The sequence below is a fragment of the Microbacterium sp. NPDC028030 genome (genome assembly GCF_040637855.1).
Taxonomy (GTDB): Bacteria; Actinomycetota; Actinomycetes; order Actinomycetales; family Microbacteriaceae; genus Microbacterium.
The window spans coordinates 1352976-1367810 of the sequence record NZ_JBEZXF010000001.1 but is presented as its reverse complement, the minus strand read 5'-3'; the positions used below and the strand labels follow the sequence as shown (position 1 = coordinate 1367810).

14 protein-coding genes are annotated in these 14835 nt (G+C 68.9%); 10 read left to right on the top strand and 4 right to left on the bottom strand.

Annotated features, from left to right (window positions below; all coding sequences use genetic code 11):
• Positions 1 to 176: 176 nt before the first annotated feature.
• Positions 177 to 1205: an alcohol dehydrogenase catalytic domain-containing protein gene (locus tag AB0E56_RS06710; protein ID WP_359797658.1), complete on the top strand. Its 1029-nt coding sequence runs from the start codon at positions 177 to 179 to the stop codon at positions 1203 to 1205.
• A gap of 93 nt (positions 1206 to 1298) precedes the next feature.
• Positions 1299 to 2321 carry a LacI family DNA-binding transcriptional regulator gene (locus AB0E56_RS06705; RefSeq protein ID WP_359797657.1) on the top strand — a complete coding sequence of 341 codons (1023 nt, stop codon included), beginning with the start codon at positions 1299 to 1301 and terminating at the stop codon, positions 2319 to 2321.
• 15 nt (positions 2322 to 2336) lie between these two features.
• Here AB0E56_RS06705 and AB0E56_RS06700 read toward each other — a convergent pair whose 3' ends face one another.
• From AB0E56_RS06700 to AB0E56_RS06685, 4 genes are read right to left on the bottom strand one after another with little or no spacing between them, the layout of a single operon-like run.
• Positions 2337 to 4946, bottom strand: coding sequence for a family 78 glycoside hydrolase catalytic domain (locus AB0E56_RS06700; protein ID WP_359797656.1), 2610 nt, complete (start codon positions 4944 to 4946; stop codon positions 2337 to 2339).
• Positions 4943 to 5803 carry a carbohydrate ABC transporter permease gene (locus AB0E56_RS06695; protein ID WP_359797655.1) on the bottom strand — a complete coding sequence of 287 codons (861 nt, stop codon included), beginning with the start codon at positions 5801 to 5803 and terminating at the stop codon, positions 4943 to 4945. Before AB0E56_RS06695 ends, AB0E56_RS06700 begins: the two co-directional genes overlap by 4 nt.
• Positions 5800 to 6693, bottom strand: a complete 894-nt coding sequence (locus tag AB0E56_RS06690) for a sugar ABC transporter permease (protein WP_359797653.1) — start codon at positions 6691 to 6693, stop codon at positions 5800 to 5802. Before AB0E56_RS06690 ends, AB0E56_RS06695 begins: the two co-directional genes overlap by 4 nt.
• A gap of 55 nt (positions 6694 to 6748) precedes the next feature.
• The gene (locus AB0E56_RS06685) at positions 6749 to 8050 is read right to left on the bottom strand and encodes an extracellular solute-binding protein (RefSeq protein ID WP_359797651.1); all 1302 of its coding nucleotides are present in this window, start codon (positions 8048 to 8050) and stop codon (positions 6749 to 6751) included.
• Positions 8051 to 8164: 114 nt separating this feature from the next.
• Between AB0E56_RS06685 and AB0E56_RS06680 the strand changes: the two genes are divergently transcribed.
• The 8 genes from AB0E56_RS06680 (at position 8165) to AB0E56_RS06645 (ending at position 14801) form a co-directional block, all read left to right on the top strand.
• Complete coding sequence (locus AB0E56_RS06680) at positions 8165 to 9199, top strand: LacI family DNA-binding transcriptional regulator (RefSeq protein WP_359797649.1); 1035 nt, start codon at positions 8165 to 8167, stop codon at positions 9197 to 9199.
• A 64-nt stretch (positions 9200 to 9263) separates the two neighbouring features.
• Positions 9264 to 10664, top strand: coding sequence for a threonine/serine exporter family protein (locus tag AB0E56_RS06675; protein WP_359797648.1), 1401 nt, complete (start codon positions 9264 to 9266; stop codon positions 10662 to 10664).
• Between the two features lie 209 nt (positions 10665 to 10873).
• On the top strand, positions 10874 to 11149 hold the full coding sequence (locus AB0E56_RS06670) for a hypothetical protein (RefSeq protein ID WP_359797646.1): 276 nt from the start codon (positions 10874 to 10876) through the stop codon (positions 11147 to 11149).
• A gap of 75 nt (positions 11150 to 11224) precedes the next feature.
• On the top strand, positions 11225 to 11392 hold the full coding sequence (locus tag AB0E56_RS06665) for a hypothetical protein (protein WP_359797644.1): 168 nt from the start codon (positions 11225 to 11227) through the stop codon (positions 11390 to 11392).
• Positions 11393 to 11431: 39 nt separating this feature from the next.
• Positions 11432 to 12070, top strand: a complete 639-nt coding sequence (locus tag AB0E56_RS06660) for a cyclodeaminase/cyclohydrolase family protein (protein WP_359797643.1) — start codon at positions 11432 to 11434, stop codon at positions 12068 to 12070.
• 93 nt (positions 12071 to 12163) lie between these two features.
• Positions 12164 to 12310, top strand: coding sequence for a hypothetical protein (locus AB0E56_RS06655; RefSeq protein WP_359797642.1), 147 nt, complete (start codon positions 12164 to 12166; stop codon positions 12308 to 12310).
• 156 nt (positions 12311 to 12466) lie between these two features.
• Positions 12467 to 13252, top strand: a complete 786-nt coding sequence (locus tag AB0E56_RS06650) for a hypothetical protein (RefSeq protein ID WP_359797640.1) — start codon at positions 12467 to 12469, stop codon at positions 13250 to 13252.
• 19 nt (positions 13253 to 13271) lie between these two features.
• Entirely contained in the window at positions 13272 to 14801 is a 1530-nt protein-coding gene (locus tag AB0E56_RS06645) for a VaFE repeat-containing surface-anchored protein (RefSeq protein ID WP_359797638.1), read from the top strand.
• Positions 14802 to 14835 lie beyond the last annotated feature (34 nt).

Below are 14835 nucleotides of genomic sequence, written 5' to 3'. Positions count from 1 at the left end.
GCGTGCGACGCTTCAAGCTCTCTTCACCACAGCCACATCGGTGCGGTATAGTCCCTGAAACTGAAACGTCTCAGGTGGCGGCCCCAACTTTATGCTCAGGGCGGGAAGCTCGTCAAGCGGGCGGCCCGAAATAGTCGCCGTGACAGCCTGAGAACCGCGAGAAGACAGGAAACACGATGTCACCAGAGCTGCTGACCGACACCTCCCGCACGATGCGCGCCCTCGTGCTGCACGGCAAAGAAGATCTGCGCTTCGAGAGGAGGGATGTCCTCCGGCCGGGTCAGGGCGAAGTACGAGTCGAGATCGGCTCGGTCGGCGTCTGCGGGTCCGACAAGCACTTCTACCTCGAAGGGCGGGCGAGCAGCGACATCGTCACCGATCCCCTGGTGCTGGGCCACGAGTTCGGCGGGCGCATCGTCGAAGTGGGCCCGGGCGGCGATGAGGCGCGCGTGGGGCAGCGCGTCTCCGTCGAACCGCTCATGGCGGACCCCCTCTCGCCTCAGGCACGACGCGGGAGCTACAACCTCGACCCCGGCCAGAGGTTCTTCGGGGTCCCGGGCACCGACGGGGCTCTCCAGCAGTACCTGAACGTCCCGGCGGAGAACGCCTTCGCCATCCCCGACTCCGTCAGCGACGATGCCGCCGCGATGGTCGAGACGATCTCCGTTTCCCTCAACGGGGTCCGCAAGGCCGGGGTCTCGGCCGGAAGCCGCATCCTCATCACCGGTGGCGGACCGATCGGTCTCTTCGCCGCGCAGCTCGCTTTCCTCCAGGGCGCGTCACGCGTCGTCCTCGTCGAGCCGCAGAGCGAGCGGCGCGCGAAGGCGGCGAGCTTCGGATGCGAGGTCTCCGCCGACCTCGCCTCCGTCGACGAACTGTTCGACGCCGTGATCGAGTGCACCGGCGTCGGAATCGTCCGGCACGACAGCTGCCTCAAGGTCGCGCCGGGCGGCAGAGCGATCTTCATCGGCGTCGGCGCCCAGGACGCGTCGATCCCGATGCCGGCGATCATCGAACGCGAGGTGTCGGTGCAGGGCGTCATGAGGTACGCGTTCACCTGGCCGACGGTCATCGATGCGGTGGCGTCAGGGCGGATCGACGCGGATTCCCTGGTGAGCCGCACACTGCCCTTCGACCGGGCGATCGAAGCATGGACGGTTCCGCTGGCTACCGAGGTCAAGACGATGATTCACGTGAATCGCTGATCGCGGGCGATATGTTTAGGGACGATCCGGCGGGCACATCGTCGGCGTGAACAGCGGCGCTGGCGGGCGGCGACCGCATTTTCTGGAGAGCACGTGAACACTGAGCGACAACCGGATCAGATCGATGTCGCGCGGCTGGCAGGCGTCTCTGTCGGCAGCGTTTCGACGGCGATCAACAGACCGGACCTCGTCTCCGAAGCGATGCGCCGCCGCGTCCAGGCTGCGATCGATGAGCTCGGCTACGTCCCGAACCGCTCCGCGGCCACGCTGCGGCGCGGCGGCGCCAGCCGCGTGCTCGGCCTCATCATCCCCGAAGTGACGAACGCCTTCTACGCGGCGATCGCGGATGCGGTCGTCGATGCCGCCGACCAGCACAACTACGCCGTCTCGTTGTGCGTCACCCACGAAGACCCCGCACGAGAACGGCGTCACTTCGAGTTGCTGGCGCAGCAGCGCGCCGCCGGTGCGCTCGTGGTCCCGATCAACCCCGAAGCCGAGCGGCTGGCGATGCTGCGCAGCATCGGCACGCACATCGTCCTCGTCGACCGCCTGATCGACACCGCCCAGGGGTGCTCGGTCGCCGTCGACGATGTGCACGGCGGCAGGCTGGCCGTCGAGCACCTGCTGAGCACGCCCGGCACGGGGGTCACCCTGATCAACAGCCACCACTCGATCACGCAATGCCGCGACCGTTACGAGGGTTCTCTCGCTGCCCTGCGGGACGCCGGACGCGCCGAGGGCGAGCTGGTCGAGATCATCGTCGACGAGATGACCGTGGAGGCAGGGATAGCGGCCGCGGAGCAGATCATCGCGAGCGGTGCACCCCGACGGATCTTCTGCATCAACGACCAGCTGGCGACCGGAGTCCTCGAGGGTCTTTCCCGGCACGGCGTCTCCGCCCCGCGCGACGCTCGTGTCATCGGCTACGGCGACCTGGGCCTCGACGGGCGGCACGCGCTCTCCACCATCGGGCAGCCGAAGCAGTCGATGGGGCTGGACGCCGTCGAGCTGCTTCTCGACGAGCTCGACGACGGCTCTCACCACGTCCACTCCGCGAAGGTCATCGCCCCGCAGCTGATCGCTCGCGAGTCGACCGCATCGATCGGCAGTCGATGACCCGCTGAGCCTGCCTCAGGCGGCGACCGCGGAGGGCACGGCCACGACCCTGTCGAAGCGTCCGCCCGACGCGATGCGGACCTCGTCCTGACCGGGCAGGCGGATCGTGCCCTCGACGCCCGTCGGCACCGAGAGGGAGTAGCGGATCCCGTCGGCCACGCGCTCCCAGGACCCCTCGATCAGACCGTACGGCGAGTCGAACGCGATACGTGCGTGGTCGAGGTCGCCGCCGGGTTGCGGTGCCCATTCGATCCTGCGGTAGCCGGGAGCCGCCGGCGACAGTCCGCCGATCACCCGGTGCATCCAGTCGGCCACGCTGCCCAGGGCGAAGTGGTTGAAGCTCGTCATCTCCCCCGGGTTGATGGTCCCATCGGGCAGCATGGAGTCCCAGCGCTCCCAGATCGTGGTGCCGCCCATCCTGACCGTGTACAGCCACGACGGGCACTCGGTCTCGAGGATCAGGTCGTACGCGGTGTCGACGTGCGCGGTCGCGGTCAGCGCATCGCTGATCACCGGAGTGCCGGCGAAGCCCGTGGCGATGCGGTTGCCCGCTTCGCGGACCAGCGCGGCCAGGCGGTGACCCGCAGCCTCTTCCTCGGCCGCGCTCAGAAGACCGAATCGGATCGCGAGCGCGTACGCGGTCTGCGCGTCGGAGGTGAGCGTGCCGCCGGGCCGCACGTACTCCGCGCGGAATGCGTCGCGAGCCTCGTCGGCGACGCGCGCATAACGGTCGGCGTCGGCCGCGAGCCCGAGGAGGCGTGCCGTGTCGGCGAGTCGCCGCGTCGAGAACGCGAAGTACGCGGCGGCGACGAGGTATCGATCGGTGCGGGCGTCCGCCGGGTCGTGCGGCGGCGCGGCGGGGTCGAGCCAGTCGCCCAGCTGGTGCCCGTCCCGCCAGAGCCGGGCGGGTCCGGACTGCGCGATCATCCGCTCGACCCAGGCGCGCCCGCTGTCGTACTGACGGCGCAGCACATCGAGGTCGCCGAACCGCTCATGCAGGGTCCACGGCGTGAGCACCGAGACGTCGCCCCACACGGCTCCCGTGCGGATCGGGTTCCACGTCGGACCGCCGGGGATCACGGGGACGAACCACGGGATGGTCCCGTCGGGCAGCTGCTCCAGCGCGACGTCGGTCAGCCAGTTCTCGAGGAACCCGGCGGAGTCGTACAGGAACGACGCGGTCGGGGCAAACACCTGCACGTCACCCGTCCACCCCAGGCGCTCGTCGCGCTGCGGGCAGTCTGTCGGGATGCTGAGGAAGTTGCCGCGCATGCCCCAGCGCACGTTCTCGTGCAGCCGGTTCAGGTCGGGGTTCGAGGTCTCCAGCCACCCGGTGCGTCGCATGTCGCTGTGGATGACCCGGGCGACGACGTCGCCCTCCTCGATCTCGTCGGGCCCGGTCACGGTCGCGTACCGGAAGCCGTGGAAGGTGAACTTCGGCTCCCAGATCCGCGCGGGTCCGCCGTCGAGGGTGATCGCGTCGCGGGCGGCGGCCAGACGCAGCGGGCGGATGCCAAGCTCGCCGTCTTCGAGCACCTCGGCGTGCCGCAGTTCGATCGTGTGTCCCGCCGCGCCATGCACCCGCACACGCAGCCGGCCGACGAGGTTCTGCCCGAAGTCGAGCAGGTGGGTCGTCGCGTCGATGCGGGAGACCGTCACCGGCGCGAGCTCCTCCGTGCACCGCACCGGCGGCAGGACGGGGGCGACGAGCGTCCGCGGGTCGCGGTGCCCGACGCGCACGGGCGTCCATCCTTCGGCCTCCGCTCCCGGCGTCGACCAGCCGGGCTGCTCGGCGCGGGCATCGTGCTCCTCGCCGTCGTAGAGCCCGGACACGAGGATCGGGCTGGGGGCCGCCGACCAGTCGGCGTCGGTCGCCACGGTCGTGCGGCTGCCGTCGTCGTGGGTGATCTCGAGCTGGGCGATGAGGGACTGATCGGTGCCGTAGAGGTCACGGTAGCCGCCGTTGAAGCCGAGGCGCCCGCGGTACCATCCGTCGCCGAGCCACGCGCCGAGGGTGTTCTCTCCCTCGGCGAGGTGGTCGGTCACGTCGAACGTCCAGTACACGAGGCGCTCGTCGTACTTCGTCCAGCCCGGTGAGAACTCGTGGTCGCCGACCCTGGCGCCGTTGATCTCCGCCTCGTACAGGCCGTGGGCCGTGACGTACAGGCGCGCACGGGCGATGGGCCGGTCGACTGTGAAGGTGCGGCGCACGAGCGCGGGGCGGCGCTCGGTGTCGGGCGCCTCAGGCCAGCCCGCGCCGACCGGAGCGGCGACCCAGTCCGAGGGCTCCAGGAGTCCGGTCTCGGCCTCGGCCGCGTCGCTCCACGGGGACCACGCGCCATCCGCACCGCGGACCCGGACCCTCACCTGCACCCGCTCGCGGGACTCGAGCGGCTCGAACGGCCAGGCCACCAGCACCTGTTCCGCGTCGGAGCCCGAAGCGACCGTGACATCGCCGTCCCGTGTGCACTCGAGCTGCCACCCGTGCTGCGTCCACCCCTCCGGCGCCTGCGTGCGCCACGAGATGCGCGGGGTGCGCGAACCGAGGCCGAGGGCGTCGTCGACGTGCTCGAAACGAGGGAGGGAGACCTTCACTGTTGACCTTTCAGGGGTACGGGCGCTCATCCCTTGACCGCTCCGGCCGTCAGGCCCTTCTGGATGCGCTGGTTGAGCACGAGGTAGATGATCAGCAGCGCGAACACGTTGATGCTGATCGCGGCGAACAGCGGACCGTACTGGGTGGTGCCGAACTGACCGTTGAAGTTGAGGAGTCCGACCTGCAACGTGCGCAGGTTTCCGGAGTTCGCGAAGGTGAGCGCGATGAGCAGGTCGTTCCAGAAGAAGAAGAACTGCACGAGCCCGACCGTGAACAGACCGTTCTTCATCATCGGCAGGGCCACCGAGAAGAACTGCCGGTAGATGCTCGCACCGTCGAGGGTCGCGGCCTCGAACACCTCGCGCGGGATCGCCCGGAAGTAGGTCGCCATCAGGAACACCGTCAGGGGCATGCCCGTCGCGGTGTACGTGATGATGAGGGGCCAGAGCGACCCGGTGAGCCCGAGCTGGAAGTAGGTGCTGAACAGCGGCAGCAGGATCATCTGCGTCGGCACCATGATGCCGGCGAGGAACACGATCAGCACACCGCTGCGGCCCTTCCACACGAGCACCTCGAGCGCGAAGGCGGCTGCGGTGCCGAGGAGCAGCATCAGGAAGAGCGAGGGCAGCACGGTTATCGCGCTGTTGAAGAGCGACTGGCCGAGCCCGGCCGTATCCCACGCGGTGACGTAGTTGTCGAAGTTCCACTGCTCGGGCAATGCCCACGTCGGCGCCTCGAGGAACTCGCGCTGCGACTTGAACGAGCCCAGCAGCAGCCAGATCAGCGGGTAGCCGACGACGACGAGCAGCACGGCCACGAGGATCGCGATGGGGGCCTTGCGGAGGATTCTCGTCGCGCGGCGGGATGCGGTCATCGAGGTGCTCATGCCACGCCTCCCTTCTTCGCGGTGCGCGCATTGGCGCGGAAGATGAACACCGTCACCACGAGGCAGATGATGGTGAGCAGCATGGCGATGGTCGAGCCGTAGCCGTAGTTGCCGTACGTGAACGCGTTGTCGAACATCGAGATGGTGAGCGGGCTGGTCGAGGTGCCGGGCCCGCCGTTGGTGAGGGCGAGCACGCTGTCGAACACCTTGAGGGTGCCGTTTATGGAGAAGATGAGCGACGAGACGAGCACCGGCGCGGAGAGGGGCAGCACGATGTGGCGCACGAGCTTCCAGCCGCTCGCCCCGTCGAGGCGTGCCGACTCCAGCACGTCTTCCGGGATGTCGATCAGGCCTGCGTACAGCAGCACACCGTAGAAGCCCATCGAGCGCCAGATGTCCATGATCGCGATCACGATGAACGCGCTGCCGCCGTCGCCGAACCAGTCGACGGGGACGCCGCCGAGGCCCGACAGCACCGAGTTCACGACGCCCTCGGTGGGGGCGATCGAGAAGAGCTGCTGGAAGAGCAGCGCCACCGCCACCGTCGGCATGACCACCGGGAAGAACACCAGCGTCCGGACGATGCCGGAGGCGCGCTTGAGCGCGAAGACGTAGAGGAGGGAGAGGAGGTAGCCGAGCAGCACCTGGCCGATCGTGACGACGACCGCGTACTTCAGGGTGAACAGCAGTGCCGCGTGCACCTCGGAGTCGCCGATCAGGCGGGCGAAGTTGTCGAAACCGACGAACTCGAACCCGACGATGGCGTTGCCCTCGAACAGCGTGTAGCCCATCGACCACACGACGGGTATGAGCATCACCACCGAGTAGATGAGCAGGGCGGGACCGAGAAGGATGGCGATCGCCTTGCGGTCGCCCAGCACGTTCTGCATACGTTCTCCTGAAGGATGAGGGGGCGGCGTTCGGGTCGCCGCCCCCTCGGGGCTGTTACTGGTCGAGGTCCGCCTGGACCATCGACATGAAGTCCTCGGCGGAGATGCTGCCGCTGATGAGGGGAGCCGCGTTGCGCTGGCTGGTCGTGGTGGCCTCCGCGGAGAAGAGCGCCTCGAACCACAGCACGGTGGTCTCGGTGTCGGCGACCTGCTCCTGCACCATCTGGGTGAGCGGAGGAACGTCGGAGACCTCGGTGTTCAGCGCGAAGCCCGAGACCCGGTTCTCCTGCTCGAGGGCGACCGAACCGTAGTTCTCGGTGATGCAGCTCAGCCACGCCTCGGTGTCGTCGTTCACGGCCTTGGCGTTCATGGTGATCGGCAGTCCGACGTTGGCGGCCAACTGCGAGCGGTCGCCCTTGCCGCCATCGACGCCGGGGAACGGCATGAAGCCGACGTTCTCGGCGCCGATCTGGTTGGCCTCGGGGTCGTTCGCCTGGCTGAGGAACCACGAGCCCATGTAGAACATCGCGGCGGAACCGTTCAGGAACTGGTTCTCGCTGGTCGCCATGTCGATGCTGCCGACGCCCTGGCCGAAGTAGCCCTTGGCGCCGAGGTCGGCGATCGCCTGTGCGGCCGCGACGTACTCGGGGTCGGTCAGCTTGGCGTCGCCGTCGGCGACCTTCTGGAGCGCATCCGGCCCGAGGTCGCGGAACAGGTAGCTGGAGATCAGGCGCGTGATGGGCCAGCCCTGCTCACCGCTGGCCGAGAACGGCTGGATGCCCGCGGCGTCGAGCGTGCCGGCGGCGGCGACCAGGTCGTCGAACGTCTGCGGCTCGTCGATGCCCTGCTCGGCGAAGATCTGCTTGTTGTACCAGATGCCCTCGACGTTGTACTCGAACGGCAGCGCGCGGAATCCGCCGTACAGGTTCTCGATCGTGGAGATGGCGGCAGGCTCGATGTCGTCGATGACGTCGAGGTCGGTGAGGAGTTCCTCGAAGTCGGCGACGTTGCCCGATTCGGCGAGCGTCTTGGTCAGGGCGGGCGCGTTGCCGGCGCTGAACAGCACGGGCAGGTCGCCCTGTCCGGCCTTCAGCTGCAGCTGCTGGTCGAGGTTGGACTGCGGGACGGTCTCGACGTCGAGCGGGAGCGTCTCGCCTTCTGCGGAGCATGCACCGCCGGCCAGCGTCTCCAGGACGGCGGGAACCTCGGTGTTCTCGACGTTCACGAACAGGGACAGCGAGTCGGTGCCCGCCGTCGATCCGCCGCCGCCGCCACAGGCGGTGAGGGCGAGGGCCGATGCTCCGGCGATCGCGGTGAACGCACCGCGCCTCCAGAGCTGTGCTGTGGTCAGCTTCATTCTTTTCCTCCTTGAAACGGGCGAGCCGCGTTGATCACACACTTGAAGCGCTTCAGATAGTACGCTTGAAACGATTCAAGGCGCAAATGCAGGATCGATGACGAACGGACACGCATGACAGGCTCCTTCCCCGACACCGGACGACCCCGGCCCGTGATGGCGGATGTCGCTCGGCACGCGGGAGTCGCCCTCGGCACCGTGTCGAACGTGCTCAACAACCCGCAGATCGTGGCGCACGAGACCCGGGAGCGGGTGCTCAAGGCGATCGACGAACTCGGATTCGTGCGCAACAACGCCGCGCGGTCCCTCGTCACCGGACGCGCCGACACGGTCGGGTTCGTGATCGTCGACGTCGGGAACTCGTTCTTCGTCGAGATGGCACGCGGTGTCGAGGAAGAGCTCGACGAGCACGACATCCGCCTCCTGCTCGCCAACAGCGACGTCGACCTCGCGAAGCAGGATTCGTACATCGGCGTGTTCGAAGAGGCCAAGGTGGCGGGGATCCTCCTCGCCCCGCTCGACGCGCCGCTCGACGCCGCCCGCGCCGCACGGCATCGCGGCATGCCCGTCGTGCACGTGAACTGGCCCGGCGACGAAGACTCCTGCGGCGTGGTCGTCGACGAGGAGCTCGGCGGCTACCTGGCAGCGAGGCACCTGCTCGACCAGGGCCTTCGCCGCCTCGCATTCGCCGGCGGACCGTTCTCCCTCTCCGCGATCGCCCAGCGCCACACCGGCGCGCGTCGAGCGGTCGCCGAGGTCGACGGCGCCGATCTCGAGACCATCGAGACGCACAGCATCACCGTGCGGGGAGGGTACGCGCTGGGCGAGCAGCTCAGCTCCCGCCCGGCGGCAGAGCGTCCGGAAGGCCTCGTGTCCGCCTCGGATGCGCTGGCGGCCGGAGCGATCCAGACCCTGCAGCTCGCCGGGGTGCGCGTCCCGGCGGACATCGCCGTGGTCGGCTACGACAACAACCACTTCGCGCAGGACAGCTCCGTGCCGATCACCAGCGTCGGACAACCGGGACACGAGATGGGCCGCATCGCCGCCCAGGTGCTCTACGAGGAGATCTCCTCGCCCGCCGAGCACCGCCACCGGACGATCACCCTCACCCCGACGCTGTTCCCTCGCACGAGCTCCGCCGCGGTCTGAGTCCGGGCGGGGACACTCCCGTCGCGTCGCACGGAAGCCCGCGGTGGCCGGGAGAATGGACGACATGTCCGCGAGACCCCGTCGGCCGCTGCTCACGTCCGTGCGCCGCCTGCTGCACACCGACCCCTCGGCCGTCGCGCACACCGAGGCCATGCCGGTCATCGACGAGCGCACCGTCCCTCGCGTGCTCGATCTGGCGACCAGGATCGGCGAGTCGATGTTCGCGGTCGGCGCGTCCGCCCACGAGGTCACGCTCGCCATCACACGGGTGTGCGACGCATACGGGATGAAGGGCGTCCAGGTCGACGTCACCTACAACTCGATCACGGTGTCGTTCCACCTGAGCGGCGAGGTCTGGCCCGAGACGCTGGTCCGCGTCGTACGGGTGACGGCACCAGATCACGCGAAGCTGCAGCGCGTGCAGGCGCTCGTCGCCGACATCGACGACGGACTCGACCTCGAGTCCGCACGCACGGCCTTCCGGGTGATCCGTCGGATGCCGTTCCGCTACCAGCAGCCGGTCGTCATCGTCGCACGGGCGCTGCTCGCCGTCGGAGTGAGCATCATGCTCGGAGCCTCGCCCCTCATCGTGGGTCTCACGTTCGTGGCCGCACTGTGCGCCGCCCTCACTCAGGCCGGTCTCGCACGACTGCGCGTCCCCCTGTTCTTCAGCCAGATCGCGGGAGGCTTCGTCACCACGGTCGTCGCCGTCGCGGTGTCGGCTCTCGGGGCCGCAGGGATCGAGCCGTTCGTCGGCATCCGCCCGTCGATCATCGTGGCCTCCGGCATCGTGCTGATGCTCGCCGGTCTCACCGTCGTCGGCGCCGCGCAGGACGCGATCGACGGCTTCGCCCTGACCGCGGGCGGACGCATCCTCGATCTCACGATGCAGACCCTCGGGGTGGTGATCGGCATCCTCGTCGGACTCGAACTCGGAAGCGTCCTGGGCTTCACGATGGACCTCCCCGACGACCCTGCCCCGTTCGGTCCGCTCCTCGGCCAGTTCGCCGGGGCGATCATCATCGCCGTCGCCGTCGCCGTGTTCAACGGCGCGGGCATCCGGATCATCCTCGTGAGCGCACTGCTGAGCGCCCTCACCATCGCCGGGTATTCGGGCGCGATCGCGGTGAACCTCCACTCCGCCGCGGCGAGCGCGCTCGGCGCCCTCCTCGCGAGCGTCGTCGGAATGCTGATCGCCCGCAACCTGCACGTGCCGTCGGTCGCGGTGACGACCGCGGCGATCGTTCCCCTGGTTCCCGGAGTGGCGGTGTTCCAGGGGCTTCTCGAGATGGTGCACGCGGCCGGCACCTCGACGGGGATGCTCTTCGCCGGCGGATCGCTCATCGACGCCGCCGTCATCGGCATCGGCCTCGCCTCCGGAGCCTCCCTCGGCCTGTACCTGGGTACGCCCATGCGCGCGACCCTCGCGAGCGTCGCGAAGACCCGCGCGCGGGTGCGGCGCTGACGACGGACCCGCGGCTCCGCCCCGGGTCGGCCGTCCGGCGCCCTCCGACCGAGTTGAGCAATATGCAGGCTCAGCGTAAAATATCCGGTGAATTCTGGCGGGCTGACGGGCGCCCGTTCGACCACCTGGTGCAGGATTCTGCGTCCTCGGGTGCGGTGCGCTCCTCAGCTGCTGATGCTGACATCGATTGGAGTGTTGAGATGTTCACGATGCCCGATCCCCGATTCGAGCTCAGGAAGATCACCGATACCGAGTGGCTGATCCTCGATCACCGCTACGCGGCCGACGACTCGCGCCGCACCATCGCCTGCGTGTATCAGGTCGACGCGGTGGAGGTCGAAGCCGTGTGGCTGCGCGACCTCCCGCTCGCGAGCTCCTACATGTCCGCGGCCGACGTGCTCGAGGACGTGCAGCGGTTCCACTCCGGACGCCGCGCCGAACGCCCGGTCCCCATCCCGCATCTGCCTCCGCTCGCCACCGCCTGACGACGGGCTTGTCAACCCGCTCGCCTTCCTCGGCTGCACCCCACACAATCGTGGGACACACGAGAGGAGCGCGACATGAGCAGCCACGACCGGAACGACATCAGCACCGAGGGGTCGCCCGGCCCCGAGGAGAACGACAACCTCGGAGCCGAAGACGGCAAGGGCACTCCGCCGACCGTCCCGCCGACCGATGGGGACGACGCGGACGGCGATGTCCTCGCCGACGACCCCGAGGACGGATGAGAACCGTGGTCCGACCTCGACCCGCGTGAGGTGACACGAGTGGGTCAGAGCAGCGCGGGTCAGAGCAGCGAGGTGCCGACCTCACTCCCCGTCGACGACTGGCTGGCGGAGCTCGGCGACTCGACCGGCGCTCCGGGAGGCGGCGCGGCCTCGGGAATCCTGCTGGGCGTGGCCGCGTCCCTCTTCCGGATGGTCGCGGCGTACACTCCCGACGACCCCCGCGCAGCGGAATCCGCGGGTCGTCTGGTCGAGCTCCGCGCCGACGCGCTGCGCGCAGCCGAGACCGACGGTGCGGTCTCCGCGGACTTCGGAGCGGCCCTCGGGCTTGCTCCTGATCATCCGGATCGCGGCGTGCGTGTCCGGGACGCCGCGCTCGGCGCCGCTCACTCCGCAGGGAGAATCGGTCGTGTCGGGATCGAATTGATCCGTGAGATGAGGCTGCTACGCGAGATCGGGAACCCTCACCTGACTGCTGACCTCGCCGTGGGCGCCGCCGCGCTCGCCTCGGGGATCGCCGGAGCATCGGTCACCCTCCGAGCGAATCTCCGCACGGCCCGCGCACACCATGCGCCACCCACGGCGTTGAGCGAGACCGTCGCCGAGGCCTCTCGGTTGTCGGAGGCACAGCGAGAAGTCGAACAGTTCAGCGCGGAACTCTCCTCGGAGTTCGACGACTGATTGTGGGCCCGGCCACGCGTCCTGTCAACGGGAAGGCGCAGGACCGGCTCCGGAGGGACACTGGTCGCCCACCCACCGCGAGAGGAAGCCCCTATGTCCGCCCCGCAGAACGACACGAACGAGGAACCAGCCGTCGAGGCAGAAGGCATCGATCCGGATATGCCGTCGACCGACGACGCAGGCGAAGACGGAGTCGAGGACGACGAAGACGACGACGTCGATCTCGCCGACCTGCCATAGCGGCGATCGTGTGGCTCGTCCGCTCGTTCAGCCGGGAGCACCACGTGGACGACGCCGCGGAAAAAGTTCTGACCCCTCGCGTCACCTTTCCGACCCCTCCGACTCCTTCTTCATGTATCGACCCATGGTCGTCCGAATCGAAGGGGAGTTGGATAAATGGAAAAGACAGAGGCACGAGTGCCGGGGAACGGTCTGTCGCGCAGGACGGTGCTGCATGGCGCAGCGTGGTCTCTGCCCGTGATCGCCGCCGCGGTGGCCGCACCCTTGGCAGCGGCATCGGCAGCCTGTTCGGCGACGATCAGCACCAGCACCGCCACATACTCGCGACTGAGCGCCACTTCGGCCGTGTTCACCTGGAGCAATCTCTTCGGTGACGGCAAGGCCCTCACGCTCACCCTCACCGCCGCCCCCAACGGCGCGAGCAACATGACCATCAACACGGCGAACAATCTGCTGCTGGACTCCACCACTCAGGGCGGGGAGGCACAGCCCAGCGTGCGGCTTTCGCTCGACACGGCGGACCTGCGCAACATCGGCGGCGGGGAGCGGGTGACGTTCACCTTCGCCTACGACGGGGCACCGACGACGATCGACAACCTGTCGTACAAGATCAAGGACATCGACGGCTTCCAGGCGCAGGACGGCCTCGGGGGCGCGGAGCGCGTGTACGTGTCGGAGGGCACCGGCACCTACGACTCCGCGTGGGTCCGAGGCCAGGGAACCGGCACCGACCCGTGGCGGCCGTTCACGGGTTCCCCGAACGTCGAGGTCGTGCCCACAAGCACCTCCGGCAACGTCGCCGTCACCACACCGTTCACCAGCGCGTTCACGCTCACCTTCGTGGCCAACAACTCCGGACGCTCTGCCACGGACCGACCGAACCAGAACATCTGGGTCGGGCCGTTCACCTTCACGGCCGTCAACCCCGCCTGCCAGGCATGACCGGCACGGGGGACGAGCGATGAGGAGCAGGAAGACGACGAAGAGCGCGATGCGAGCGGGACGATGGGTCGCGGGCGCGGTGCTCGCACTCGGAGCCGTCATCGCCCCCGTCGGACTCGGCGCGGCCACGGCGGCAGAGGTCGAGCCCGGGGACGCGGTCTACATCGGCGGCAAGCAGGGGTACGGGGGCACCGGGGTGTTTCCGATCTGGTCCGGAGGCGTCCAGACCGGCGAGCCCGACTATTGGGCGTACTGCATCGAGCACGACGTCACGGCGCGGACGGGACTCGTGGGAACCGCCGGCGACATCGACAGCTACCTGGGCAGCAACCACTTCACCGACCCTGCTGTCACAGGGAAGGTGCTGTGGGTGCTGGCGAACAGCTATCCCGCGGTGAGCCTGGAGGAGTTCGGGGCCGCGGCCGGGGTTCCCGCGATCACGCGGAACGACGCCATCGAGGCCACCCAGTACGCACTCTGGCGGTACACCGACCTGACCTTCGATGCCGCATGGGCGTGGGAGACGCCCGACTCGGAGGCCGCCTACTGGTACCTCGTGAACGGCGCGAACGCGAGCCCGGGACTGTCACCGGAGGACTTCGGGGTCACCGCCGCGGTGACGGCACCGGGTGCGGCGCAGACGGCAGGGACGCTGGTGGGTCCCTTCGTGGTGAGCACGAACCAGACGTCGGTCGCCGTCACGGTCGACCCTGCGCTGTCGGTCACCGACGGGAACGGGACAGCGCTCGACCTGAGCACCGTCGCCGACGGTCAGGAGCTCTACCTCGACCTTCGCGGCAGCACGGCGGCAGGAAGCGCCACGGTGCAGGTCGCGGCAGAGGGGTCGAGCAGCACCGGAACGGTGATCTCGGTGCCGAACACCCCGGGTGGGACGCCGACCGCGGCCGACCACGCGCAGTCGATCATCCTCGTCGCTCCCGACACGACGAAGACGACCGCGGAAGCCACCGTGCAGTGGGCGGCGCAGCCGGGTGCCGCCCAGCCCGTGATCGGCACCTCGCTGCTCGACGCCGCAGACGGCGACAGGGTGCTGGACTGGAAGGGCGGAACGGTGGTCGACACCGTGGCCTATCAGAACCTGGTGCCGGGGACGGAGTACACGCTCTGGGGAGAGCTGATGCGCAAGTCCGACGGCCAGGCCACCGGCATCACGGGATCGACGACGTTCACGCCCACCACGCCGGATGGCTCGGTGGAGGTGGACTTCGTCGTGCCGGAAGGGTTCGACGGAGAGGTGCTCGTCGCGTTCGAGGCGCTCTTCGAGGGCACTGAGCCCTCCGGCGAACCGCTCGCGGTGCACCAGGACATCGACGACGCGGCGCAGACCGTCACGGTGGAGGCTGCGCCGGTCGTCGTATCCCCGACCCCGACCCCGACCCCGACGCCCGGCGCTCCGGTTCCTGCGGGCGCGGGCAACCTCGCCGCCACGGGCGGCACGGTTCCGCTCGCGGCCACCGCGGTAGCCGTGCTCGCCGTCGTCGTCGGCGCGATCCTGATGCGGGCACGCCGGCGCGGAGTCGACGTCTGACGTCGGCCACGCTGCGAGGGCAGAGGCAGGGAGA

What these genes read in the sequence shown, in the direction of transcription:
- AB0E56_RS06710 (WP_359797658.1), top strand. Translation starts at nt 177, where the DNA reads ATGTCACCAGAGCTGCTGACCGACACCTCCCGCACGATGCGCGCCCTC.
- AB0E56_RS06700 (WP_359797656.1), bottom strand. Translation starts at nt 4,946, where the DNA reads ATGAGCGCCCGTACCCCTGAAAGGTCAACAGTGAAGGTCTCCCTCCCT.
- AB0E56_RS06695 (WP_359797655.1), bottom strand. Translation starts at nt 5,803, where the DNA reads ATGAGCACCTCGATGACCGCATCCCGCCGCGCGACGAGAATCCTCCGC.
- AB0E56_RS06690 (WP_359797653.1), bottom strand. Translation starts at nt 6,693, where the DNA reads ATGCAGAACGTGCTGGGCGACCGCAAGGCGATCGCCATCCTTCTCGGT.
- AB0E56_RS06685 (WP_359797651.1), bottom strand. Translation starts at nt 8,050, where the DNA reads ATGAAGCTGACCACAGCACAGCTCTGGAGGCGCGGTGCGTTCACCGCG.
- AB0E56_RS06680 (WP_359797649.1), top strand. Translation starts at nt 8,165, where the DNA reads ATGACAGGCTCCTTCCCCGACACCGGACGACCCCGGCCCGTGATGGCG.
- AB0E56_RS06675 (WP_359797648.1), top strand. Translation starts at nt 9,264, where the DNA reads ATGTCCGCGAGACCCCGTCGGCCGCTGCTCACGTCCGTGCGCCGCCTG.
- AB0E56_RS06670 (WP_359797646.1), top strand. Translation starts at nt 10,874, where the DNA reads ATGCCCGATCCCCGATTCGAGCTCAGGAAGATCACCGATACCGAGTGG.
- AB0E56_RS06665 (WP_359797644.1), top strand. Translation starts at nt 11,225, where the DNA reads ATGAGCAGCCACGACCGGAACGACATCAGCACCGAGGGGTCGCCCGGC.
- AB0E56_RS06655 (WP_359797642.1), top strand. Translation starts at nt 12,164, where the DNA reads ATGTCCGCCCCGCAGAACGACACGAACGAGGAACCAGCCGTCGAGGCA.
- AB0E56_RS06650 (WP_359797640.1), top strand. Translation starts at nt 12,467, where the DNA reads ATGGAAAAGACAGAGGCACGAGTGCCGGGGAACGGTCTGTCGCGCAGG.
- AB0E56_RS06645 (WP_359797638.1), top strand. Translation starts at nt 13,272, where the DNA reads ATGAGGAGCAGGAAGACGACGAAGAGCGCGATGCGAGCGGGACGATGG.